Origin of the sequence: Pedobacter jejuensis (assembly GCF_003725795.1) — a bacterium.
Classification (GTDB): domain Bacteria; phylum Bacteroidota; class Bacteroidia; order Sphingobacteriales; family Sphingobacteriaceae; genus Pedobacter; species Pedobacter jejuensis.
Window position 1 is genome coordinate 181,697 of the sequence record NZ_RBEE01000023.1, and the last position, 24,343, is coordinate 206,039.

A 24,343-nucleotide genomic window follows, 5' to 3' on the forward strand; every position below is an offset into this window, starting at 1 on the left:
TGAAAAAACTAGCAAAATTTAAAAATAATAGAACTTAAATGAATCTTAAAATCTACATAGCAATTGTAAGCATCTGTTTTCTAAATATTTATATTTCGGAAGCGCAAGTTGCTGTGCAAAATACAACGTGCGAAATGCTTGTAAATCCTTTAGGTATTGACGAGCAAAAACCGCGTTTTGCATGGCATATTATGGCTAAAGAAAGTAATGTAATGCAAACCGCATATCAGATTTTAGCTGCATCAACTGAAGAAAAACTGAAAGCAAACGATGGCGATATCTGGGATTCAGGAAAGGTTAATTCTGATGAATCAATCCACGTCGCTTACAATGGAATAGTATTAAAAAGCCGCATGAAAGTTTATTGGAAAGTTAAAATCTGGACAAATGCCGGTGAAAGTGACTGGTCTGCAAATAACTACTTTTCGATGGGCTTGTTGTATTATAAAGATTGGCCGAAAGGCTGGATTGGTTATGATAGCGCTTTCCCGTGGGATAACATTAAAACCGATTCCCGCTTATCTGCAAGATATTTTCGAAAGGAATTTCAAAGCACTAAAGCCATAAAATCTGCCACGGCATCCATCATTGGTTTAGGTTTATATCAATTGTATATCAATGGAAAAAAAGTTGGCGAAGATGTTTTATCGCCATCACCAACTGATTATACAAAAAACGTAAAATACAACACGTATGATGTGACCAAATACATCCAAACGGGAAAAAATGCAATTGGTGCTATTCTGGGAAATGGTCGGTTTTTCGCAATGCGCCAAAACGAAAAGCCTTATAAAATCAAAACGTTTGGTTTCCCAAAAATGCTGATGAATTTAAATATCATTTATACAGATGGCACGACAGTAAATATTGATACGGATGACAGCTGGAAATTTACTGCTGGTGGACCAATCAGAACCAACAACGAATACGATGGAGAAGAATACGATGCAACAAAAGAGGCAACGGGTTGGGATAAAAGTGGGTTTGATGATAGTAAATGGCTAAATGCCCAGTTTGTACAAGAGCCAACTGGAGTGATAGAGGCGCAAATGAATGAAAATATGCGGGTGATGAATACGCTAAAACCAGTTTCCATTACCAAACTTGTTGGTGGTAGATACATCCTGGATATGGGACAAAATATGGTGGGTTGGTTGCAAATAAAAGTGAAAGGATTAAAAGGAAAACAGATTAAAATGCGTTTTGCAGAATCTCTACAAAGTAATGGCGAGCTTTTTACATCCAATTTGCGCAATGCGAAATGTACCGATTTATACACTTTAAAAGGTGGTGAACAAGAAAGCTGGGAACCAACATTTGTATATCGCGGTTTCAGGTATGTAGAACTTTCCGGATATACCTATCAGCCATCGGTAAATGATTTTTTAGGGAAAATGATTTATGATAATATTAAAACTGTTGGCACATTCGAAACATCAAACACCTTAACCAATCAAATTTTTAAAAATGCATGGTGGGGCATTGCTGGAAATTATAAAGGTATCCCGATCGATTGTCCGCAACGCAACGAGCGCATGCCTTGGTTAGGCGATAGAGGGGCAGTAGCATACGGCGAAAGTTTCGTGTTTGATAATGGTAGATTCTATACAAAATGGTTGCAGGATATTCGCAATTCGCAAAAAGAAGATGGTGCAATACCTGATGTTGCCCCCGCATTCTGGCGCTATTACAGCGATAACATGACCTGGCCCGGAGCAATGCTTTTGGTTACCGAAATGGTTTACAAGCAAACGGGTGACGTTGCTGCAGTTCGAGATAATTATCCGGCGATGAAAAAATGGCTGGCTTACATGCAAGACCGATATATGAAAGATTACATTTTAACCAAAGATAGCTATGGCGATTGGTGTATGCCGCCAATCACTATCGAGTTTGGAAGAGGCAAAAGTGCCGATAAAAAATATCCTTCAGAATTAATTTCGACGGCATACTACTATCATTTTACACAATTGATGATGCAATTTGCAAAAGCGATTGGTGATGATGAAGACCTGAAAATGTATCTGCTTTTAGGTAATAAAATCAAAAATGCCTTTAATCAAAAATATTATAATGAAAAGGGTTACTACGCCGCTAATGCTTTAACAGATAACATCATTCCGTTATATTTTGGGATGGTACCGCAAAGCAAAGTTGACCAGGTTTTTAAGAATATTGTTTACACGGTTGAGGTTACCAACAAAGGCCATTTAAGCAATGGTTTAGTAGGAATTCAGTGGCTTATGCGTTGTTTAAACGATTACGGCAGGCCAGATTTGGCTTACACCATCGCCACTCAGAAAACCTATCCAGGTTGGGGATATATGATTGATAATGGCGCAACTACCATTTGGGAACTTTGGAACGGCAACACCGCCGACCCGAAAATGAATTCACAAAACCATGTAATGATGCTCGGTGATTTATTAATCTGGTATTATGAAAATCTGGCCGGAATAAAATCTGAAAGCCAGGCTTTTAAAAAGATTATCATGAAACCCGAAATGATTAATGGTTTGGATAAAGTAAATGCCAGTTACAACTCAACATATGGTTTAATTCGTAGTAATTATACTAAAACCACGAGTCAGTTGATGTGGCAAATAACCATTCCTGCAAACACATCAGCTTTGGTGTACATTCCTGCTAAAAGTAGAAATGATGTTTCAGAAAAGTTAAATTCAATTAAGGATATAAAATTTATAAAAATGGATGACGGACGAGCAGTTTATGAAATCGGATCGGGTGATTATTCTTTTGTAGTAGAGAAATAAATGCGGGCTTTGGTCATTGGTGTCACCGTCATTGCGAGGCACGAAGCAATCTCCTATAAGAGAAATATTTAGAACAAGAGAGATTGCTTTGACTGATGAAAAATCAGCCTCGCAATGACGGAGGAAAAAGGGCTATATGCTTAGCCAATTCGTCATTGCGAGGCACGAAGCAATCTTTGAAATAAGATTTACAACAAGAGAGATTGCTTTGACTGATGAAAAATCAGCCTCGCAATGACGGATCAAAAAAGGCTATCGTCATTATGAGGCACGAAGAAATCTACTATAAGAGAAATATTTAGAACAAGAGAGATTGCTTTGACTGATGAAAAATCAGCCTCGCAATGACGGAGCAAAAAAGGCTATATGCTTAGCCAATTCGTCATTGCGAGGCACGAAGCAATCTTTGAAATAAATATGATTTACAACAAGAGAAATTGCCTTTACTGATGAAAAATCAGTCTCGCAATGACGGAGCAAAAAGGGCTATATGCTTAGCCAATTCGTCATTGCGAGGCACGAAGCAATCTCCTATAAAAGAGATATTTAGAACAAAAGAGATTGCTTTGACTGATGAAAAATCAGTCTCGCAATGACGGAGCAAAAAAGGCTATATGCTTAGCCAATTCGTCATTGCGAGGCACGAAGCAATCTCTTATAAAAGAACTATTTAGAACAAGAGAGATTGCTTTGACTGATGAAAAATCATTCTCGCAATGGCGGAGCAAAAAAGGCTATCATCATTGCGAGGCACGAAGCAATCTCTTATATAAAGCAACTTAACACAAATAATATGCGAAAAAGAAAAATATATCTCATCATTAATTTCCTGGTCGCAATCGCAATTACTGCTCAGGCTCAGGTAGGAAAATGGCAATCTGGCATCGTGATGCAAGAATTTCTTTACGATAAGGCGCCATTTCCATCTTGTCATTCTGCTACGATTGCCGAAACGCCAACGGGTTTGGTCGCCTCGTTTTTTGGCGGAACGAAGGAGCGAAATCCTGATGTCGAAATTTACGTTAGTCGCTTTGTTGATGGCGGATGGCTAGCACCTGTTTCAGTAGCGGACGGCATCCAGCCTGATGGCATGAGATTGCCTACCTGGAATCCTGTTTTATACCAGGTTCCTGGAGGAGATTTATTGCTTTTCTACAAAATCGGACCAAAACCATCGGAGTGGTGGGGCTTGATGAAAACGTCAAAAGATGGCGGTATCTCCTGGTCTGATGCAACTAAATTACCTGATGGCTATATCGGTCCGGTTAAAAATAAACCCGTTTTACTGAGTAACGGGAACCTTTTTGCACCATCGAGTAAAGAAGGCGATGGCTGGAAAATCCACTTCGAGGTTACAAAAGATAACGGTAAAACTTGGAGAACGGTTGGACCATTACCTGAAAACGGGGTCAAAGCCATTCAGCCGAGTATTTTGCAACATGGAAATGGAAAACTGCAAATCTTAGCCAGAACAGCGAACAGAGCAATTGTCGAATCCTGGTCGGAAGATAACGGCGAAACATGGTCGGCTTTAACAAAAACTTCTTTACCGAATAACAATTCTGGAACGGATGCGGTAACCATGAAAGATGGTCGACAGGTTTTGGTTTACAATCATGTATTGCCTCCGGGCGATTTAGCTAAAGGACCAAGAACACCGTTAAATGTTTCTGTTTCCAAGGATGGTAAAAATTGGTCTGCCGCATTAATTTTAGAAGATTCGCCAATTAGCCAATATTCATATCCTGCAGTAATTCAAACATCCGACGGAATGCTTCACTTCATTTACACCTGGAGAAGAGAAAAAATTAAACATGTAGTTGTCGACCCGTCAAAATTAAAGTTGAAGAAAATCAAAAATGGGGTTTGGCCAAAGTTGAAAGGGTATACTGCTCCGGTTATTACAGCAACTAAAAGCGAAGAGCCATGAGAATAGATAACAAAAGAGATTGCTTTGACTGATGAAAAACCAGTCTCGCAATGACGGAGCAAAAAAGGTTATGGCTATCTTCATTGCGAGGCACGAAGCAATCTCTTATAAAAGAAATATTTACAACAAGAGATTGCTTTGACTGATAAAGAATCAGTCTCGCAATGAGGTAGGAAAAAGCACGATATGCTTAGCCAATTCCTCATTGCGAGGCACGAAGCAATCTCTTATAAAAGAAATATTTACAACAAGAGTTTACTTTGACTGATGAGAAATCAGTCTCGCAATGACGGAAGAAAATAGGCAATGTGCATAACCAATTCGTCATTGCGAGGCACGAAGCAATCTCTTATAAGAGAAATATTTAGAACAAGAGAGATTGCTTCGACTGATGAAGAATCAGTCTCGCAATGACGGAAGAAAAAGGGCTATATGCTTAGCCAATTCGTCATTGCGAGGCACGAAGCAATCTCTTATAAGAGAAATATTTAGAACAAGAGAGATTGCTTCGACTGATAAAGAATCAGTCTCGCAATGACGGCGGAAAAAGGGCAATATGCTTAGCCAATTCGTCATTGCGAGGCACGAAGCAATCTCTAATAAAAGAAATATTTACAACAAGAGATTGCTTTGACTGATGAAGAATCAGTCTCGCAATGACGGCGGAAAAAAGGTTACGGCTATCGTCATTGCGAGGTAGGAAGCAATCTCTTATAAGAGATTTACAACAAGAGATTGCTTTGACTGATGAAGAATCAGTCTCGCAATGACGGCGGAAAAAAAGGTTACGGCTATCGTCATTGCGAGGCACGAAGCAATCTCTTATAAAAGAGAGATTTACAACAAGAGATTGCTTTGACTAATGAAGAATCAGTCTCGCAATGACGGAAGAAAAAGGGCAATATGCATAACCAATTCGTCATTGCGAGGCACGAAGCAATCTCTAATAAAAGAAATATTTACAACAAGAGATTGCTTTGACTGATGAAGAATCAGTCTCGCAATGACGAAAGAAAATAGGCAATATGCATAACCAATTCGTCATTGCGAGGCACGAAGCAATCTCAAAATTATTTATAACTTAAATCAATGGAAAGAGGAGGATTTGTTTATATCATGACCAACAAGAACCATAAGGTCTTGTACACAGGTGTCACTTCTAATTTAAGGAATAGGGTGTTTGAACATATTAATAATCATTACCCAAAAAGTTTTACATCACAATACAAATGCTACAAATTAGTTTATTACAACTTCTTCTGGAGCATTGAGGAGGCAATTGCTGAGGAAAAGCGAATTAAAGGTGGTAGCAGACTTGCCAAACTTAAATTAATAAATGAATTTAATCCGATTTGGAATGACTTATATGAAACATTGGACTAATCAATCGATTATGTCAAAATCTCTTTTTTCTAAAGAGATTGCTTCGGCTGATGAAGAATCAAGCCTCGCAATGACGCTTAATTCATCTGTTGTCGTTGTGAGTAACGAAGCCATCTCCAAAAAGATAGAGATTGCTTCGGCTGATGAAGAATCAAGCCTCGCAATGACGCTTAATTCATCTGTTGTCGTTGCGAGGAACGAAGCCATCTACAAAAAGATAGAGATTGCTTCGGCTGATGAAGAATCAAGCCTCGCAATGACGCTTAATTCATCTGTTGTTGTTGCGAGAAACGAAGCCATCTCCAAAAAGATAGAGATTGCTTTGGCTGATGAAAAATCAAGCCTGGCAATTGCGGATAAGCGGTTGTCATTTCGAGGAACGATGCAATTTAAATATGAAAGCTTTGGTATTTTAAATTTTCATTTTAACCAAACTAGTATAGTACCTAGAATCGTAATAACGATACTATGTTTATTCCTTTCCATAAACCTTATCGCCCAAACGCAAAACACCGATAATTTCTATAAAAAACCATTAGTTGATGTTTTAAAAGAAATTCAAACCCGGTATAAAGTTCAGATTAAATATGCCGAGCCACAGGTTAAAGACAAGTTGGTAAACTATGCTAACTGGCGTTTTCGTGCCGATGTTGATGAAACACTTGCGAATGTGCTCACACCGTTGGATATGAAAGTAAACAAGGAAAAGCCGGGTGTTTACAAATTAAAAGAGTACGAATATTATCGTTGGGAGGTTCAGGATGGTTGGGCATATTTGGATACTTTAGCCACAAAATATCATGACCAGGCAAGTTGGGAAAAACGCAAGGCGGAAATCAAACCCGAGTTATATCAGGCTTTATTATTGTCGCCATTGCCGGCAAAACCAAACTCACAACCGATTGTAACATCCAAAAGAACTTTCGATGGTTATTCTGTGGAAAACATCGCATTGGAAATCCTCCCGGGTGTTTGGATCAACGGCTCATTATACAAGCCGTTAAATCTAAAAGGAAAAATTCCTGTGGTTCTGAGTCCCGACGGACATTGGGAAAAGCAGCGTTACCGACCAGATTGTCAGATACGTTGTGCTACCATTGCCCGAATTGGTGCTATGGCTTTTAGTTACGATTTATTTGCCTGGGGCGAGTCTATGCTTCAGTTCAAATACGAAGACCATCGCCGCAGTTTAGCACAAACTGTTCAAACTTTAGGGGGAATCAGAATTTTGGATTATTTCTCTTCACTAAAAGAAACCGATACAAGTAGAATCGGCATCAGCGGCAGTTCAGGCGCCGGAAGCCATTCTATTTTAATGACGGCAATGGATGAGAGAATTAAGCTTAGCGCTCCTGTAGTTGCAATGTCTTCATACTTTTATGGTGGTTGCCCTTGCGAAAGCGGCATGCCAATTCACCAATGTGGTGGTGGAACAGATAATGTAGAGCTAGCGGCAATGGCTGCACCACGACCCCAATTATTGGTTTCAGATGGTGGCGATTGGACGGCTCATACTCCTCAACATGATTTTCCTTATCTGCAAAAAATGTATGGTTATTATGGAGTGAAAGATAAAGTTGAAAATGTTCATCTTCCTGAAGAAAAGCATGATTTCGGTATAAATAAACGCATTGCGCTTTACGATTTTTTAATTAAGAATTTCAAGCTCAATGGTGCCGCAGTAAAAGATAAAGATGGCAAATACGATGAAGGTAAAGTAACAATCGAAAAGGAAAATGCCCTATATGTTTTCGGAGATAAAGGCGAAAAACTTCCGAAAAATGCCATTATGGGTTTTGAAAATCTTGAAAAATTATTTATAAGCTCAACGAATAGAAAATGATGGAGCAGCATAATAGAAGGACGTTTATTGTAAAAGCGACGTTGTTGACAGGCGGACTGATGATTCCGGAGCATTTACTTTTTGCCGCATCGAAGAAAAGCAGGTATAAAATCGCCGTAATTGATTTGATGATTTTGAAACGTCAGAAAATTAGTGCGCTGCCATTAACCAAAGAAATTGGTGCCGATGGATTAGAAATTGATATGGGCGGCTTGGGCGACCGCGAAACTTTCGATAATAAACTTGCTGATCCTAAAGTTCGTCAGGAGTATTTAGATAAAGCAAAAGAATTAAACCTCGAAATCTGCTCCCTGGCAATGACAGGTTTTTATGCGCAATCTTTCGCAAAGCGGCCAACTTATCAAAAAATGATGCAGGATTGTTTGGATACCGCAAAAGCAATGAATATAAAAGTTGTTTTTCTTCCCTTGGGTGTTCAGGGTGATTTGGTTAAAAACCCTGAACTGCGTGTGCCAATTTTAGAAAGGCTAAAAGTGGCTGGTAAAATGGCTTCGAAAGCTGGCGTTGTCATCGGTATTGAAACGGCGTTGGATGCAAAAGGAGAACTTGAATTGCTAAAAGAGATTGGATGCAGGCATGTGAAATCCTACTTCAATTTCTCAAATGCCATTAAAAATGGGAGAGACTTAAATCAAGAGTTGAAAATTTTGGGTAAGAAAAATATCATTCAAATTCACGCAACCAACGAAGATGGCATCTGGCTGCAAAACGACCCGAATATTAATTTAAAAAAAGTAAAAGAAACCCTAGATGATATGGGCTGGAAAGGTTGGTTAGTGGTAGAGAGAAGTAGAGATGCAAGCCAGCCGACAAATGTTAAATATAATTTTAGTGCAAATACGAATTACTTGAAATCGGTCTTTCAAATCGATAACTCGTCATTGTGAGACACAGCCCGTCCCGACTTTTCGGGAAAACAAACTCAATAGAGAATTATGGAAGCCGGAAAGATGCAAAGTATAAATAAAAAGAAACCTTCAATTACCTGGTTCGTGTTGACACAAACCAAGGGATTCAGATTGAAACTTTTTTATGGTTTTGTGATTTTGCTATCGTTACTGGGCTTTAAAGCAAGTGCGGAAGATATTTATATCGCAAAAAATGGTTCTGATAACAATTTGGGTACCAAAGAAAAGCCTTTGGCAACACTGCATTTCGCAATTAGAAAGGCCCGTGAATTAAGGTGCTTGAACAAATCTTCAATAAAAGGTGGAATCAGAATTATCATCGGCAAAGGTATTTATCAGCTCCACGAACCCGTAGTTCTTCGCCCTGAAGATTCAGGAAAGAAAGATAGCCCTACCGAAATTATCGCCACTGAAAAAGTCGTTTTAAGTGGGGGCGTTAAAATCAACGGGTGGAGAAAGCTGGCCGGAACAGTTCCGGGATTACCTAAAATAGCTAAGGGAAAAGTTTGGGTTGCAGATGTGCCTAATTTTGATGGAAACGGTTTATTATTCCGGCAGCTCTGGGTTAATGGAAGCAAGGCTGTTCGTGCTAAAAATTATGATGGCGATGCAATGGGCCGGATTTTATCCTGGGATACAAAAAATCAAACTTGCAAAATTCCGTTACAAAAGGATATCAATTTAGACAATGTTAAAGGTATGGAAATGCTTATCCATCAATGGTGGGCAGTTGCAAATCTGCGGGTTAAATCGGTTAAAATTATTGGTAACGCTGCTGAACTTTCGTTCATGCAGCCTGAAAGTAGAATTCAATCAGAGCATCCCTGGCCTGCACCCTGGATTTCTAAAAAGACAGGAAATTCGGCTTTTTACCTTACAAATGCCATTCAATTTTTAAACAAACCGGGCGAGTGGTTTGAAGATTTCAAAAATCAAAAATTGTATTATTGGCCTAAAGCATCCGATAATATGCTTAACGCAGAAGTTATAGCTCCGGTATTGGAAAACTTGCTAACAATAGAAGGGACAATTGATAACCCTGTTGCCTATGTAAATTTTAAAGGTATTTCTTTTGAACACTCCACTTGGTTAAGGCCCTCAAAACAAGGCCATGTTCCGCACCAAGCGGGCATGTATATGCTCGATGCTTACAAACTGGAAAAAGCAGGAACGCCCGATAAACCAACATTGGAGAATCAGGCTTGGGTTGGCCGCCCTGCATCGGCAGTTGAGGTCACCTACGCCAACAATACTTCATTTAATTCTTGCCATTTTGAGCATTTGGCATCAACGGGTTTGGATTACAAAATAGGAACTTCAGATAATGAAATTAGAGGCAATTTATTCAAAGATATTGGTGGCTCGGCAATTCTAATTGGAACATTTTCTAATGAGGCTACCGAAGTTCATTTACCATATAACCCATCGGATAACAGAGAGATTTCGACCAATGATAATATTGAAAATAACTTAATTACTGATGTAACCAATGAGGATTGGGGTGCGGTTGGCATTGGTGCAGGTTATGTACGTGGCATCAAAATTCTTCATAACGAAATCAGCGATGTTTCTTATTCGGGCATCAGCATGGGTTGGGGGTGGACAAAAACGCAAAATGCGATGAAGAACAATACCATCAGCTCAAATAAAATTCATCATTATGGAAAACACATGTATGATGTGGCGGGAATTTATACTTTATCGGCACAGCCTGAATCCTTTATCACTGAAAACGTTATTGACAGTATCTACAAAGCACCATTTGCACATCTTCCTGAACACTGGTTTTATCTTTATACTGATGAAGGTTCATCCTATTTTACAGTAAAAAACAATTGGACGCCAGCTGAAAAATATCTTCAAAATGCCAATGGCCCTGATAACTTATGGGAAAGCAACGGGCCAAAAGTTCCTGAAGATATTAAACGTAAGGCCGGTTTAGAAAAGCCTTTTCAGTATTTGTTAAGAGAAAAGGCGCAATATTCTAACAATTCAATTAATCTGGCGGAAGATAAATCGGCGGTTTTTGAGTTGATTTTTAAAGAAGATAATTTGCCTTCCTATAATGCTTTAAAAACTTTTGCAAAAGAAAATAATCTGGCATCAAGTTCAATTTACACGTGGAATAATCGATTGGTTATTTATACTTCAAGCTTAAAAGTTGAAAGTTTACAACAAACCTTGAAACGCTTAAATGCAACAGAGATTAAACTTTATGTTTATCTGTTTTATGATTTTAAAAGAGAAAAGAACTGTGGTGAAAAACCTGTAGCAGAATGGGATAATATCGTTTTGTCGGTCAATTTGGTTAAGGATGAAAAGATGCAAAAAGAATATTTGGATTACCATAAAACACAATTTGAGAAATGGCCCGAAATATCAAAAGGGTTCTGTAATGCAGAATTTCAAAGGTTAGCTATTTTTAAAAATGAAAGACAATTAATGTTGATCATCAGTATTCCGAAAGGGAAAAAATTAGATGATCTAAATCCGAAAACCACTTTAAATAATCCAAAAGTGAATGAATGGAATGCAATAATGAAAAAATACCAGGAGGGAATTCAAGGCACAAAACCTGATGAGGTTTGGGTGTTTTTTAAACCGATAGAGTAATAATATACTCGTCATTGCGAGGCACGAAGCAATCTATTTAGAGAGATTGCTTCGTGCCTCGCAATGACGACTTAAGAAATAAAAAATAATATCATGTTAAGATTAGGGATTTTAGGTTTAGGAGAGGGCAGAAGTACGATTTCTGCATCATTAGCTAGCAAAAAGTTTAAGCTCATTCAAATTTGCGATGCGAATAAAAAGCTTTGTGAAGAACGTGCTTTAGAGTTTGATTTTGAAAACTGGACGACCAATTATAAAGATATGTTAACCAGTGATAAAATCGATATGATTGCGATTTACACGCCAGACCATTTGCATTTTGAACACATCAAACTAGCGCTTCAACATGGTAAACATGTGGTTTGTACAAAACCTTTCATAGATGATTTATCGCAGGCGAACGAGCTTTTGGAGTTGGCTAAAAAGTCAAGAAAGAAGATTTTCGTTGGACAAAGCTCAAGGTTTTTTGAACCTGCTATGCGTCAGAAAAAGGATTTTGATAAAGGCTTGATTGGAGAATTAATTACAATAGAAAGTTATTACCATGCCGACCATCGTTGGTTTTTAGAAAAAGGCTGGTCTTTAAAACAATCATTAAATGGCTGTATGGAGGATTAAGTCATCCTGTCGATTTCATTCGTTGGTACATGCCCGATATTGAAGAAGTGATGGGTTACGGAATGTTAAGTAGTAATGGTTTAAAAGCCGGAATAAAAAATGTGGATACCATGCACTTTATTTTCAAAGCAAAAGATGGCCGAATTGCAAGGGTGAGTGGCGCTTACACCGGGCCAACGCAACCTGCAGTCCGTGATAGCGGAATGAGCTGCATTCTCCGCGGAACAGAAGGCGCAAGTCAGGCCGACTACCATGAATTACGTTATTCTGTTACGACAAAAACCGGAGAAGAAAAGGTTATTACCTGGGGAGATTCTACTTTGAAACACTATTTCCGATTCGAGGGTCAAAGCCACCATGCAGGCGAGTATCAAAATTACCTTGATTATTTTGCAGACAGCATCAATAATAAATTTACTGCTTATCCGGATTTAAAAGAAGGAATAGGAACGGTTGCGCTTTTGCAAGCCATGGATAAGTCAATGGAAATCGGTTTACCGGTAAAAATTGATGATGTTTTGAAAGAGAATAATATCACAAGGGAATCGATAGGATTGTAAAATTTTGCAACTAAAACATACAAAGTTCGTCATTGCGAGGTACGAAGCAATCCAATTTGAAGAGATTGCTTCGTACCTCGCAATGACGGGGCGCTTTAAAAGGCCAAAGCACAGATTCTTCGTTAAGCTCTCAACCAGCCTAACAAATTTTTGGGGATGCACTGTCAAAGCCAATGCAAAAACATTAAAACAAAAATTTTAAGCCGGCAATTTTGTTTCTTTTGTTGTCAAAAGAAAAAAAGCCCGTCCGGCCAGGACAATTACTAACCAAATAAATCAATGGGAAACATTGTAGAACGATTAACTGCCTTAGATTACCTCATCGTAATCCTATACCTCATAATTTTGATACTTATCGGGTACCGAGCCAGTTTTTCGAAAAAGAAAAGCGAACAAGAAACCTTATTTCTCGCAAATAAATCTCTAAACTGGTCGAGCATCGGCTTTAACATGTGGGGTACTAATGTTGGTCCATCCATGCTGTTGGCTTTTGCCAGCATTGGTTACAGCACAGGTATTGTCGCTGTAAATTTCGATTGGTATGCATTCATCTTTTTGTTTTTACTGGCCATTGTATTTGCCCCAAAATACTTAGCAGCCAAAGTGAGTACCATGCCCGAGTTTATGGGTAACCGTTACGGAGATTCTACTCAAAATATACTTGCCTGGTATGCTTTAGTGAAGATATTAATCTCCTGGTTATCGCTCGGCCTATTTGCCGGCGGCTTTTTAGTCCGACAGATTTTAGGAATACCAATGTGGCAGTCTGTGACGGTTTTAGTAGCTTTTGCAGGATTGTTTACATTTTTCGGTGGATTAAAAGCGATTGCAAAAGTGAATGTTTTCCAGATGATTTTGCTGATTGCCGTTTCACTTTCATTGATGCTTTTAGGCTTAAACAAAGTTGGCGGCATTTCAGCTTTGTATGCAAAAACGCCGCATCATTTTTGGAACTTAATTCAACCGGCAAGCGACCCCAAATATCCCTGGTATGCGATATTATTGGGTTATCCTGTTGCCGCAGTGGCGTTTTTCTGTACCGACCAATCGATGGTTCAGTCGGTGTTAGGAGCTAAAAACTTAAAGCAAGGTCAGTTAGGGGTGAGCTTTATTGCTTGGTTAAAAATACTCTCACTTCCATTATTTATAGGAACGGGAATTATTTGTTATGTTCTTTTTCCAAACCTTAAAGACCCGAATGAGGCTTATATGACGATGGTTACCAGCTTATTTCCACCTGGAATGAACGGATTGGTAATTGTGGTGTTAATTGCAGTTTTGGTTGGAACAATCGGCTCTTCGTTGAACTCATTAAGTACTGTTTTTACTATGGATATTTACGTAAAGAAAATCAATCCGCAGGCTAGTACTAAACAAATCATCCGAATGGGCAGATGGACGGTTGTAGCAGGTTGCATCATTGCAGTTATTGTGGTTTTGGCTATCGATAGCATAAAGGGTTTAAATTTATTCGATGTTTTCCAATCGGTGTTAGGCTTTATTGCCCCACCACTCTCTGTTGTGTTTTTGCTTACAGTTTTCTGGAAAAGAACGACCAGAAAAGCAGTTAATTTTACATTGTCAGTCGGATCTATCATGAGTTTAGGAACTGGCATAACTTATCTTTGGATTCTTCCCTCAAGCGAATATACCTTCTGGCCACACTATTTAATGCTTTCCTTTTTCATTTTTGCAGGACTACTGATTATAGCCGTTTTAATATCCCTTTTAGATAGAACACCAAGCATTTACACGATAAATGAGGAACATCAATCGAACATAGAGAAACCCGATAGGGCAGTTTGGATTTCGTGGATTGCACTTGCAGTTGTAATGGTTGCACTTTACATTTTCTTCAATGGACATTAAAATATAATTAACCACAGATGAAAAGGATGAAAACGGATAAAAATCTGTGTTAATCTGTGGTTAAAACCTTAATTAAATAATATGAAAAACTTCAAAAAAATACTCTTGCTTTCACTTTTAAGCTGTTTGGCATTTCCAACATTTTCCCAAAAAGCATCATGGATTTGGTATCCGGGCGATTTCGATATTTATATGAGTAATGTGATGCAAAACCGCCGAACAGAAAGAGGTTCTTTCTTTCCGGTATTTTGGAAAATGGATAGTCACTATATTCTGGTCGATTTTCATAAAGAATTTAATTTAGCTCAACCAGAAGAAGTAAAGCTTTTCGTTGAAGGAACTTATAATGTTAAAATCGATGGTCAGGCCATTTCCGGTTTTCCGAAAACCATTCAAATTCCTGCAGGAAAGCATAAACTAAGTTTAAAAGTCTACAATCAGGCACATGTTCCGGCAGTTTTTGTTCAGGGGAAAACTGTTATTTCTGATGAAACCTGGTTAACTACCTTTGAAGATAAAGAATGGATTGATGCCAGCGGAAAAACTTCCGATAAATCGGGAACGACTTTCGTTTCAGCAGGCTCCTGGAATTTAACAGACCCGCAAATCGAACCATCAAAATTTAAATTGCCAGTCGTTGCTAAATCAATCATTCATAAAGAAAAGGCAGGCAATGGTTACCTTGCCGATTTTGGAAAAGAAACATTTGGTTTTATCAAAATTCATGGTTTAATAGGCAAAGGGAGATTAAATCTTTATTATGGCGAATCGAAAGAAGAGGCTTTATCAATCGATAAATGCGAAACGTTAGATAATTTGAATATCGATTTGACTGAGAAAAAAGATTCGATAATACCGCTTTCTAAAGCATTCAGGTATGTGAATTTTCAACCTGAAAATGGTGTTTCGGCAGATTCTATATCCATGCTCTATGAATATGCGCCTGTTAAAGACCGTGGCAGTTTCAAATCATCAGATAAAGAACTAAACAAGATTTACGATGTAGCTAAATATACTTTCCACCTAAATACCCGAGAGTTTTTTATTGATGGTATAAAACGTGACCGTTGGGTTTGGAGTGGTGATGCTTATCAAAGTTATTTGATGAATTATTATTCGTTTTTTGATGCACCGACAGTTAAAAGAACTTTACTTGCTCAACGTGGTAAAGACCCGGTTACCGCTCACATCAATACCATTATGGATTATTCTTTTTATTGGTTTTTGGGGATTTACGACTATTACAAATTTACAGGAGACCAAAAGTTCGTGCAGGATATTTACCCTAGAATGCAATCGCTAATGACTTATATTGATGGCAGAAAGAATAAAAATGGCTTGTTAGAGTGGATGCCAGGGGATTGGATTTTTATTGATTGGGCAGACAAATTAAGTAAAGATGGCGAAGTAAGTTTTGAGCAATTATTATATGCAAGAAGTTTAGAAACGATGGCTTTATGTGCAAAACTTGCAAACGATTCGCAAAGCGCTACTAAATATGATAAACAAGCAAAAGAACTGAAAGCGAAAATTTTTGAATTATACTGGGATCAAAATAAAATTGCTTTGGTACACAGCAGAATCGATAATAAGCAAACTGATAATGTTACCCGTTATGCCAATATGTTTGGTATTTTCTTCGATTATTTCACACCTGAACAAAAGCTAGCGGTAAAAAAGAACGTGCTTTTAAATAATGAAGTGGCAAAAATCACAACTCCTTATATGCGTTTCTATGAATTGGAGGCATTATGTGCCATGGGAGAGCAGGCATACGTTTTAAAGGAAATAAAAAATTACTGGGGTGGAATGTTAAAACTCGGTGCTACATCTTTTTGGGAAGAATACAATCCTGATAAAAAAGGAACCGAACATTTGGCTATGTATGGTCGGCCCTTTGGAAAAAGCCTTTGCCATGCCTGGGGTGCTAGTCCGATTTATTTGTTGGGGAAATACTATTTAGGTGTAGAGCCAACTGCACCAGGTTATGAAAACTATACCATAACACCAAATTTGGGTGGTTTAGAATGGATGGAAGGTAAAGTGCCAACAGCAAATGGTGATATTTCTGTTTATTGCAGCAAAAAGGACATCAAGGTTTCATCTGCAGGGGGAACGGGGAAACTAAGGATAACCAGCAAAACCAAACCCGTGGTTAAAGGTATAGAGGTTAAGGAAGTTTCTAAAGGTATTTATGAAATTACGATTGAGAAAGGGAAACAATATAATGTGAAATATTCCGGATAATTGACTGCTTTCCGTCATTGCGAGGCACGAAGCAATCTTAAATCTGGCGCTATTTCGTCAAACCTAAAATAGCAAAGATTGATTCGTGTCTTGCAATGACGACTTTTAGAACAGCTTAAACCCCAATCCTTTGCTCAATCTTTTTAACGCATTTATTAGCCTCTGCAAGAATTACATCATTCTCAATTGCATTATCAGCATTTAAGGCATTTAACATCGAGATTGTTAAACAAGCGATGATACCGTTGTTGCCCCCAATTCCGATAGGAACTGAAATGTCGGTTACGCCAGAAACAGAATCACTGTTTTTAAAGTACGAACCTGTTTTTTGAATGTCTTCTAAAGAGCTGTTGAAATCATCTTGTTGCGGCTTAGTATATTTCTTAAAAACAGCGTTGTTTTTCAAGGTTACATTTCGTTCAGCTTCAGGCATATAAGCCAACAAAACCTTTCCTGATGCCGTCAAAGGTAAGGGGAAAAGGTTTCCCTCTTCAATTGAAAGTGCAATTGGTCCCGGACTTTTGGCATGAATGATAACCATAACCTGGTTCATGTACAAAATACTTAAATGGCAAGATTGACGGATGGTATTTGCCAATTCTTCCAATGGAAATTGTGCTGCTTTGCGCAGTTCATCCATTGGCGAGTGCCTATGCGATAGGTAAAAAAGCTTTAACGAAAGTCTGTATTTTCCTGAAACTTCATCACGTAAAATATAACCACGACTCTCCAAACTCATTAACATGCGATAAATCTCATTGGGGGTTTTCTCAATGCCAATGGCAATTTCCGTTTGAGACAGGGGGATGGATTGTGCAGATAAATATTCCAATATATCAAGTCCTTTATCTAAGGCCGGCGCTTGATATTTTGATTCCTTTTCGTTCATACAGATTTAAATTTGGTCGTAGCGTATTTTTTACAATTTCAAACATACAAAATGCTTTCCTATTTACAATTCAGAAAGCTTTTATATCAATCTAAAGTATTAAATGTTTTCATATTTAAAAAAAATATTTATATTTGAATTAGTAGCGAGGGTTAAAGTGGAGCTTAAATTTAAGCTTAATTGTAAAAGAAATAATTTTTCTTTCAATTGCTCTTATCGCTGATAACCAATTATAAATCTAAATAAAATACCTTAAAAGGTGTAGATTATTTAATGAGCAAACTTTTAATCTTTTTGTGTCTTTTCTTATTCACTGTTCCGCTATTTGCGCAGGATATTAAGGTTGCTCGTTTAAGTTGCGGCTATCGGAATAACCCGATTGGGATAGATTTTGTTTCGCCTGATTTGAGTTGGAAATTACAATCATCAAAGCACAATGTGATGCAGTCTGCCTATCAGTTATTGGTTTCGGGCAGTTTGACTAATCTGAATAAAAATATAGGCGATGTGTGGGATACAAAAAAAGTGAGCTCCGGTCAGTCGATTCAAATACAATATAAAGGCGCTAAACTTTTATCTGCCAGAACTTACTATTGGAAAGTTCGCGTTTGGGATAATTTAGGGAATGAATCTGCCTGGAGTAACGCTGCTTTTTGGCAAATGGGTTTGCTGAGTGGCGAAGATTGGAAAGGCGCAAAATGGATTGCTTTTGAAAAACTTGCCGATTCGAATTTGGACATACTCCCAACGGATGGCAAAAAAGATAAATACAATGCAAATAATATCTTGCCGATGTTTCGTAAAAATTTTTCTGTTTCTAAAGCCATCAAAAAAGCGACAGCCTTTATTTCGGGTTTAGGTCATTTCGAAATGACTTTAAACGGCGAAAAAGTTGGTGATGATTTTTTAGCGCCCGGGTGGAGTAAATATGATAAAGAGGCTTTATATGTTACTTATGATATTACCAGTCAGCTAACCAAAGGAAATAACGCGATTGGTGTAATGCTTGGCAATGGTTTTTATCATATTCCACCGGTTAAAGGCAGGTACAGGAAATTAAAGGTTTCTTATGGATATCCTAAAATGATTTGCCGTGTTTTGGTTGAATACAGTGACGGTACTTCCGCAAATATCATCAGCAATCAAAGCTGGAAAACTGCTCTATCGCCTGTTACGTTTTCAAGTATTTATGGCGGAGAAGATTACAATGCTAACCTCGAACAAAAGGGATGGAATTTAAATGGTTTTGATGATCAAAGTTGGAAATCGGCTTTGCTGGTTGACGGACCGAAATTGAATGCGCAAAAGGAGGAAGCTGTAAAAGTTTTCAAGAATTTTTCTGCTCAAAGCATTAAGTCGCTACCAAACGGAGAGTGGGTTTATGATATGGGACAGAATTCATCAGCCATTATCGAATTAAAAGTTCGCGGCAAAAAAGGTGATACTGTTCGTATTACACCCGCGGAATTAATTAAAGCTGATGGTTCGGTTACGCAGAAAAATGTTGGTGGACCATCTTACTTCACCTATGTTATAAAAGGTGAGGGTATCGAAACCTGGCGACCAAAGTTTTTTTACACAGGATTTAGATAGGTTAAAGGTGCTATTCCAACAGGAACAGAAAATGCACAAAACAAAGCTATAGTTAAAAGTTTAAAAGCACTTCATGTACGAAATGCTGCTGAACAAGTTGGTAAATTTGCTTCTTCGAATGAATTGTTTAATAAAACTTTTGAGCTGATAGATTGGTCCATAAAAAGCAACATGGTCAGCGTTTTTACGGATTGTCCGCATCGTGAAAAGTTGGGATGGTTAGAGCAGCTGCATTTAATGGGCAACTCTGTTGGCTACAATTATGATGCTGCACCATTGTTCAAAAAAGCTTTGCAGGATATGAAAAATTCGCAATTGGCCAATGGATTAATTCCTGCAATTGCACCCGAATATGTAAAGTTTGAATGGGGTGGAGATATGTTTCGCGATTCGCCTGAATGGGGAAGTAGCGGCATTTTGTTGCCTTGGTATTTGTATCAGTGGTACGGGGATAAGCAGGCGATGGTGGATTATTATCCGATGATGCAGCGATACATGGATTATTTAGCTGCAAAAGCCGAAAATCACATTTTACCTCAAGGTTTGGGCGACTGGTACGATTTAGGTACCAAACCTCCGGGGGTTTCTCAGTTAACGCCAATGGGTGTAACCGGAACGGCCATCTACTATCATGACTTAAAACTTCTAGAAAAAATGGCTACCCTTTTAGGTAAAAAAGCTGATGCGATAAACTATGCTAAACTCGCTGTTGAAGTAAGAAAATCATTCAATAATAAATTCTTTGATAGTAAAACCGGGCAATATGCAACGGGTTCTCAGGCAGCCAATGCCATGGCTGTCTACATGGGCTTGGTAGAGGATAAATATAAAAGCGCAGTGATTGATAATTTGGTTAACGATATCAGAGATAGAAAAAACAGCTTAACTGCTGGTGATATCGGCTATCGTTATGTTTTACGTGCTTTGGAAGATGCAGGAAAATCAGATGTAATTTTTGACATGAACAGCCGCTCGGATGTGCCGGGCTACGGGATGCAAATTGCAAAAGGTGCTACAGCTTTAACCGAAAGTTGGGCAGCTTTGCCGACAGTTTCAAACAATCATTTTATGCTAGGGCATTTAATGGAATGGCTCTATAGTGGCGTGGGTGGTATCCGTCAGGCTGAAAATTCTATCGCTTTCAATCATATTAAAATTGAACCAGAACTGGTCGGTAATTTAACTTCAGCCAATGTGAGCTTCAACTCTCCTTATGGTGAGATTTCATCTGAATGGAAAAGAACAGATAAGGAATTTACGCTGGAGATTAATATTCCTGTGAATACAAAAGCGGATGTTTACTTTCCGGCTCTTCCTGAAACTGTTATCGTTGAAGAACATAATTCAACATTTACCGATGCAGGTGTCGAAAACGGAAAAGCCAAAGTTTCTATTGACTCGGGTTATTACAAATTTAATTTAAAGCGCAAATGAGAAAAATAGGCTTAATGCTTTTCCTCCTTGTTTGGGCTTTGAAATCTAATTCTCAAAAACCAAATTCAATTACTGCCGATGAAATGGAAAAAATTTATCAGGAAGTAAAAACGCCATACAAATATGGTTTGGTTATGGTTCCTGAGGATAAAGAACATAAAATGGATTGCCCGACTATTTTTAGAAAAGGCAAATTATGGTACATGACTTATTTGGTTTTCAGTGGTCGTGGTTATGAGACATGGATGGCAAAAAGTAATGATTTATTGCATTGGAAAGATCTTGGAAAACTAATGTCTTTCGAGGATTCTGGTAAGTGGGATGATAATCAAAAAGCAGGTTACAATGCGCTTTTAGATACCAAATGGGGTGGAAGTTATGGAGTAAGTCAATTTGATGGTAAATACTGGATGTCGTATTTCGGCGGAAAAGAAAAAGGTTACGAAGTGGATCCTTTATCAATTGGAATGGCCTACGCTACCAAACATCCATCGATTGTACAGGAATGGAACCGCTTGGATAAACCTGTTTTAACTTCTGCCGATGCTGATGTTCGATGGTGGGAAAACCGTAATAAGCTTTTTAAAAGCACGGTAATTGAAGATAAGAAAAGATTGACAGGACATCGCTTTGTGATGTATTACAATGCTGTCGGCGATTCTTTAGTCAATAACAAAAAAACACGTTGGTACGAGCGGATTGGAATGGCCGTTTCTGATGACATGGTTCATTGGCAACGTTTCAACAAAAATCCTGTGGTTCATCACCCTGTTGGTATTACCGGTGATGGTGTGATTCAACAAATCGGCGACAATTATGTAATGTTTTATTTCGGCGCTTTTTGGCAGGATAGAAAAGGGTCTTTTAATCGCTTTGCAGTGTCGAAAGATTTAATGCACTGGACAGATTGGATTGGAGATAACCTGATTGAATCTTCAGAAAAATATGATGAATTATATGCTCACAAATCTTTTGTGCTGAAATACAAGGGTGTGGTTTACCATTTTTACTGTGCGGTAAACAAGGATAACCAACGCGGAATAGCGGTGGCTACATCGAGAGAATTAGGAAAAAGTAAAGTGAATTTTGTTAACGGGAATTAGAATGAAGATGTTGAGCAATTTTAGGATTTTAGTTTTTTTAGCAATGGGCTTGTTTGCAACACTTCATTGCGATGCAAGGCTTGTCGCGTCATTACCAGAAAGCAATCCTATTGCGAGCGAAAGGCTAATCCCTGGCAGTGAGTTTGCTTCGTCCCTCGAAATGACGACCGCTTTACCAAAACCGATTTCCGAACCTCGCACCAGAACCAACTTCAACAAAAATTGGAAATTCTTGCTGGGTGATGAACCAGCTGCAAAATCTCCGGCCTTTATTGATACAAAATGGAGGAAACTAACTTTGCCACATGATTGGGGTATTGAAGGAAAGTTCGATGAGAAAAATCCTGCAAAACCAGAGGGCGGAGGTTTGCCAACCGGAATCGGCTGGTACAGAAAAGAATTTATAGCACCGGTAGATTTTCAAAACAGATTAATTACCATAGAATTCGATGGCGTTTACAAAAACAGCGAAGTTTGGATTAACGGAAAATACTTAGGCAAACGTCCTTACGGTTATTCTTCATTTGCTTATGAAATAAGCCAATATCTAAAAACAGGAAAAAATATTATTGCGGTTAAAGTAGATAATTCAGCACAACCAGATTCCCGTTGGTATTCAGGCTCTGGGATTTACAGAAATATTTGGTTAACATCCACAGCAAAAGTGGCAGTTTCTAATTGGGGAACTTTTATAACTGCAGATAATTCAGGTAAAGTTGAGATACAAACGCAGATTCAGAACAAAACTTTAAAATTACAAACTGTAGTTTTAATCAATTCAGTTTACAGTACAACAGGAAAACTACTGGTTAAAAGTAAAGCTCAAACTGCGAAAACAGATACTTCAGGAGCAATCTTAAAAGCAAATTTGGAGATTAAAAATCCGGTTCTTTGGTCTGTTGAAAATCCATACCAATACAAATTAGTTACTCAAATTTTTCAAAATGGAAAAGTAATTGATAGTTATCATACCAAATTCGGCGTTCGTTCTTTCAATTTTGATGCTCAAAAAGGCTTTTCGCTGAATGGTAAACCGATGAAAATTTTAGGCGTTTGCCTGCATCACGATTTAGGTGCTTTGGGTGCTGCAGTTAATGTTCGTGCTATGGAGCGCCAACTCGAAATTATGAAAAAAATGGGCGTAAATGCCATTCGAACTTCCCATAATCCACCTGCACCTGAGTTTTTAGATTTATGCGATAAAATGGGTTTCCTTGTAATGGATGAGGCCTTTGACATGTGGGCGAAGAAGAAAACCAAAAATGATTACCATTTGAATTATCCAGAATGGCACAAACGCGATTTGGAAGATATGATAAAACGCGACCGTAATCACCCGTCAATTATTTTGTGGAGTATTGGTAACGAAATCCGTGAGCAGTTCGACAGTACAGGCCTCGCAATTACCAAAAAATTGGTAAGAATCGTAAAAAATTTGGATAAAACCCGTCCTGTAATTTCGGCGCTGACTGAAACTGATGCAAAGAAAAACTTTATTTATCAGGCTAACGCCCTGGATATTTACGGATTAAACTACAACCATAAACTTTATAAAGATTTCCCTAAAAATTATCCTGGTATTAAGTTCTTGGCAACAGAAACTACTTCAGCATTAGAAACACGTGGTTTTTACGATACTGCAGATAGCATCCGCCGTTGGCCGAAAGATGGAAAAACAAAGTTTATGGAAGGAAATAAGGAATTGTCAGCATCTTCTTATGATAACGTTTCAGCTTATTGGGGTTCTACTCATGAAGAAACCTGGAAAGAAGCTAAAAAATACGACCATGTTTCAGGTTTATTCGTGTGGACAGGTTTCGATTACCTTGGAGAACCTTTGCCTTATCCCTGGCCCGCAAGAAGTTCTTATTTCGGTATTGTTGATTTGGCGGGTTTTCCGAAAGATTCTTATTATATGTATCAAAGTGAATGGACAGATAAACCTGTTTTACATATTTTGCCGCACTGGAATTGGGAGCCAGGAAAATCAGTAGAAGTTTGGGCGTATTACAACAATGCCGATGAGGTAGAATTGTATTTGAACGGAAAATCTTTAGGTAAAAAATCAAAGCAAAATGATGATTTGCACATCCAATGGAATGTAAATTATGAGCCTGGGACACTGAAAGCCGTTTCTCGTAAAAATGGAAAAGATGTTTTAACACGTGAAGTAAAAACGGCGGGCGCACCAGCAAAAATTGAATTAATTGCAGACAGAAAAAACATCAAGGCCGATGGGAAAGATTTATCATTTATCACTGTTCGAATTTTAGATGCAGCAGGAAATGTTGTTCCTAGTGCTGATAATATGGTTGATTTTAAATTAGAGGGAAATGGTCTTATTGCAGGAGTTGACAATGGATTTCAGGCAAGTTTAGAGCCTTTTAAAGCGAATTATCGAAAAGCTTTTCATGGTTTGTGTTTAGCTATTATTCAATCAACAGAAAAAAGTGGAGTGGTTAAACTTACAGCTACCTCAGCAGGTTTAACCGCTACAGCAATTACAATTAACTCAAATAAATAAGGTCTGCGAAATATAGAGTATAGAAATTGTATCC

15 protein-coding genes are annotated in these 24,343 nt (G+C 38.2%); 14 read left to right on the forward strand and 1 reads right to left on the reverse strand.

Annotated elements, in window-relative coordinates:
- The first annotated feature begins 38 nt into the window (after positions 1 to 38).
- From D7004_RS11565 to D7004_RS11605, 10 genes are all read left to right on the forward strand, one after another.
- A complete protein-coding gene (locus tag D7004_RS11565) occupies positions 39 to 2,774 on the forward strand; it encodes an alpha-L-rhamnosidase (RefSeq protein WP_123206017.1) in 2,736 nt (911 codons plus the stop codon).
- Positions 2,775 to 3,471: 697 nt separating this feature from the next.
- Positions 3,472 to 4,704, forward strand: a complete 1,233-nt coding sequence (locus D7004_RS11570; protein WP_244214313.1) for a sialidase family protein — start codon at positions 3,472 to 3,474, stop codon at positions 4,702 to 4,704.
- Between the two features lie 1,089 nt (positions 4,705 to 5,793).
- The gene (locus D7004_RS11575; RefSeq protein WP_123206018.1) at positions 5,794 to 6,087 is read left to right on the forward strand and encodes a GIY-YIG nuclease family protein; all 294 of its coding nucleotides are present in this window, start codon (positions 5,794 to 5,796) and stop codon (positions 6,085 to 6,087) included.
- 10 nt (positions 6,088 to 6,097) lie between these two features.
- A complete protein-coding gene (locus D7004_RS11580; protein ID WP_244214314.1) occupies positions 6,098 to 7,930 on the forward strand; it encodes an acetylxylan esterase in 1,833 nt (610 codons plus the stop codon).
- Positions 7,927 to 8,838, forward strand: a complete 912-nt coding sequence (locus D7004_RS11585) for a sugar phosphate isomerase/epimerase family protein (protein WP_244214315.1) — start codon at positions 7,927 to 7,929, stop codon at positions 8,836 to 8,838. Before D7004_RS11580 ends, D7004_RS11585 begins: the two co-directional genes overlap by 4 nt.
- A 48-nt stretch (positions 8,839 to 8,886) precedes the next feature.
- Positions 8,887 to 11,472, forward strand: coding sequence for an L-rhamnose mutarotase (locus D7004_RS11590; RefSeq protein ID WP_244214316.1), 2,586 nt, complete (start codon positions 8,887 to 8,889; stop codon positions 11,470 to 11,472).
- Between the two features lie 93 nt (positions 11,473 to 11,565).
- Positions 11,566 to 12,090, forward strand: coding sequence for a Gfo/Idh/MocA family protein (locus D7004_RS21015; RefSeq protein WP_244214317.1), 525 nt, complete (start codon positions 11,566 to 11,568; stop codon positions 12,088 to 12,090).
- Between the two features lie 29 nt (positions 12,091 to 12,119).
- Positions 12,120 to 12,650, forward strand: coding sequence for a Gfo/Idh/MocA family oxidoreductase (locus D7004_RS21020; RefSeq protein ID WP_244214318.1), 531 nt, complete (start codon positions 12,120 to 12,122; stop codon positions 12,648 to 12,650).
- Positions 12,651 to 12,929: 279 nt separating this feature from the next.
- Positions 12,930 to 14,519 carry a sodium:solute symporter family transporter gene (locus D7004_RS11600; RefSeq protein WP_123206020.1) on the forward strand — a complete coding sequence of 530 codons (1,590 nt, stop codon included), beginning with the start codon at positions 12,930 to 12,932 and terminating at the stop codon, positions 14,517 to 14,519.
- A gap of 81 nt (positions 14,520 to 14,600) precedes the next feature.
- A complete protein-coding gene (locus D7004_RS11605) occupies positions 14,601 to 16,766 on the forward strand; it encodes an alpha-L-rhamnosidase-related protein (RefSeq protein ID WP_123206021.1) in 2,166 nt (721 codons plus the stop codon).
- Between the two features lie 115 nt (positions 16,767 to 16,881).
- On the opposite strand, the gene D7004_RS11610 is transcribed toward D7004_RS11605, so the two are convergent.
- On the reverse strand, positions 16,882 to 17,655 hold the full coding sequence (locus D7004_RS11610) for an IclR family transcriptional regulator (protein WP_123206022.1): 774 nt from the start codon (positions 17,653 to 17,655) through the stop codon (positions 16,882 to 16,884).
- A 273-nt stretch (positions 17,656 to 17,928) separates the two neighbouring features.
- On the opposite strand from D7004_RS11610, the gene D7004_RS21025 reads away from it, so the two are divergent.
- The 4 genes from D7004_RS21025 to galB are packed head-to-tail and all read left to right on the forward strand — an operon-like array spanning position 17,929 to position 24,309.
- A complete protein-coding gene (locus D7004_RS21025; RefSeq protein WP_244214319.1) occupies positions 17,929 to 19,248 on the forward strand; it encodes a family 78 glycoside hydrolase catalytic domain in 1,320 nt (439 codons plus the stop codon).
- Positions 19,249 to 19,296: 48 nt separating this feature from the next.
- Positions 19,297 to 20,682: an alpha-L-rhamnosidase-related protein gene (locus D7004_RS21030; RefSeq protein WP_279634757.1), complete on the forward strand. Its 1,386-nt coding sequence runs from the start codon at positions 19,297 to 19,299 to the stop codon at positions 20,680 to 20,682.
- On the forward strand, positions 20,679 to 21,785 hold the full coding sequence (locus tag D7004_RS11620) for a glycoside hydrolase family protein (protein ID WP_123206023.1): 1,107 nt from the start codon (positions 20,679 to 20,681) through the stop codon (positions 21,783 to 21,785). Before D7004_RS21030 ends, D7004_RS11620 begins: the two co-directional genes overlap by 4 nt.
- A gap of 1 nt (position 21,786) precedes the next feature.
- Entirely contained in the window at positions 21,787 to 24,309 is a 2,523-nt protein-coding gene (galB, locus tag D7004_RS11625; protein ID WP_244214321.1) for a beta-galactosidase GalB, read from the forward strand.
- Positions 24,310 to 24,343: the final 34 nt, after the last annotated feature.

What these genes read in the sequence shown, in the direction of transcription:
- D7004_RS11565 (WP_123206017.1), top strand. Translation starts at nt 39, where the DNA reads ATGAATCTTAAAATCTACATAGCAATTGTAAGCATCTGTTTTCTAAAT.
- D7004_RS11570 (WP_244214313.1), top strand. Translation starts at nt 3,472, where the DNA reads ATGAAAAATCATTCTCGCAATGGCGGAGCAAAAAAGGCTATCATCATT.
- D7004_RS11575 (WP_123206018.1), top strand. Translation starts at nt 5,794, where the DNA reads ATGGAAAGAGGAGGATTTGTTTATATCATGACCAACAAGAACCATAAG.
- D7004_RS11580 (WP_244214314.1), top strand. Translation starts at nt 6,098, where the DNA reads ATGTCAAAATCTCTTTTTTCTAAAGAGATTGCTTCGGCTGATGAAGAA.
- D7004_RS11585 (WP_244214315.1), top strand. Translation starts at nt 7,927, where the DNA reads ATGATGGAGCAGCATAATAGAAGGACGTTTATTGTAAAAGCGACGTTG.
- D7004_RS11590 (WP_244214316.1), top strand. Translation starts at nt 8,887, where the DNA reads ATGGAAGCCGGAAAGATGCAAAGTATAAATAAAAAGAAACCTTCAATT.
- D7004_RS21015 (WP_244214317.1), top strand. Translation starts at nt 11,566, where the DNA reads ATGTTAAGATTAGGGATTTTAGGTTTAGGAGAGGGCAGAAGTACGATT.
- D7004_RS21020 (WP_244214318.1), top strand. Translation starts at nt 12,120, where the DNA reads ATGCCCGATATTGAAGAAGTGATGGGTTACGGAATGTTAAGTAGTAAT.
- D7004_RS11600 (WP_123206020.1), top strand. Translation starts at nt 12,930, where the DNA reads ATGGGAAACATTGTAGAACGATTAACTGCCTTAGATTACCTCATCGTA.
- D7004_RS11605 (WP_123206021.1), top strand. Translation starts at nt 14,601, where the DNA reads ATGAAAAACTTCAAAAAAATACTCTTGCTTTCACTTTTAAGCTGTTTG.
- D7004_RS11610 (WP_123206022.1), bottom strand. Translation starts at nt 17,655, where the DNA reads ATGAACGAAAAGGAATCAAAATATCAAGCGCCGGCCTTAGATAAAGGA.
- D7004_RS21025 (WP_244214319.1), top strand. Translation starts at nt 17,929, where the DNA reads ATGAGCAAACTTTTAATCTTTTTGTGTCTTTTCTTATTCACTGTTCCG.
- D7004_RS11620 (WP_123206023.1), top strand. Translation starts at nt 20,679, where the DNA reads ATGAGAAAAATAGGCTTAATGCTTTTCCTCCTTGTTTGGGCTTTGAAA.
- galB (WP_244214321.1), top strand. Translation starts at nt 21,787, where the DNA reads ATGAAGATGTTGAGCAATTTTAGGATTTTAGTTTTTTTAGCAATGGGC.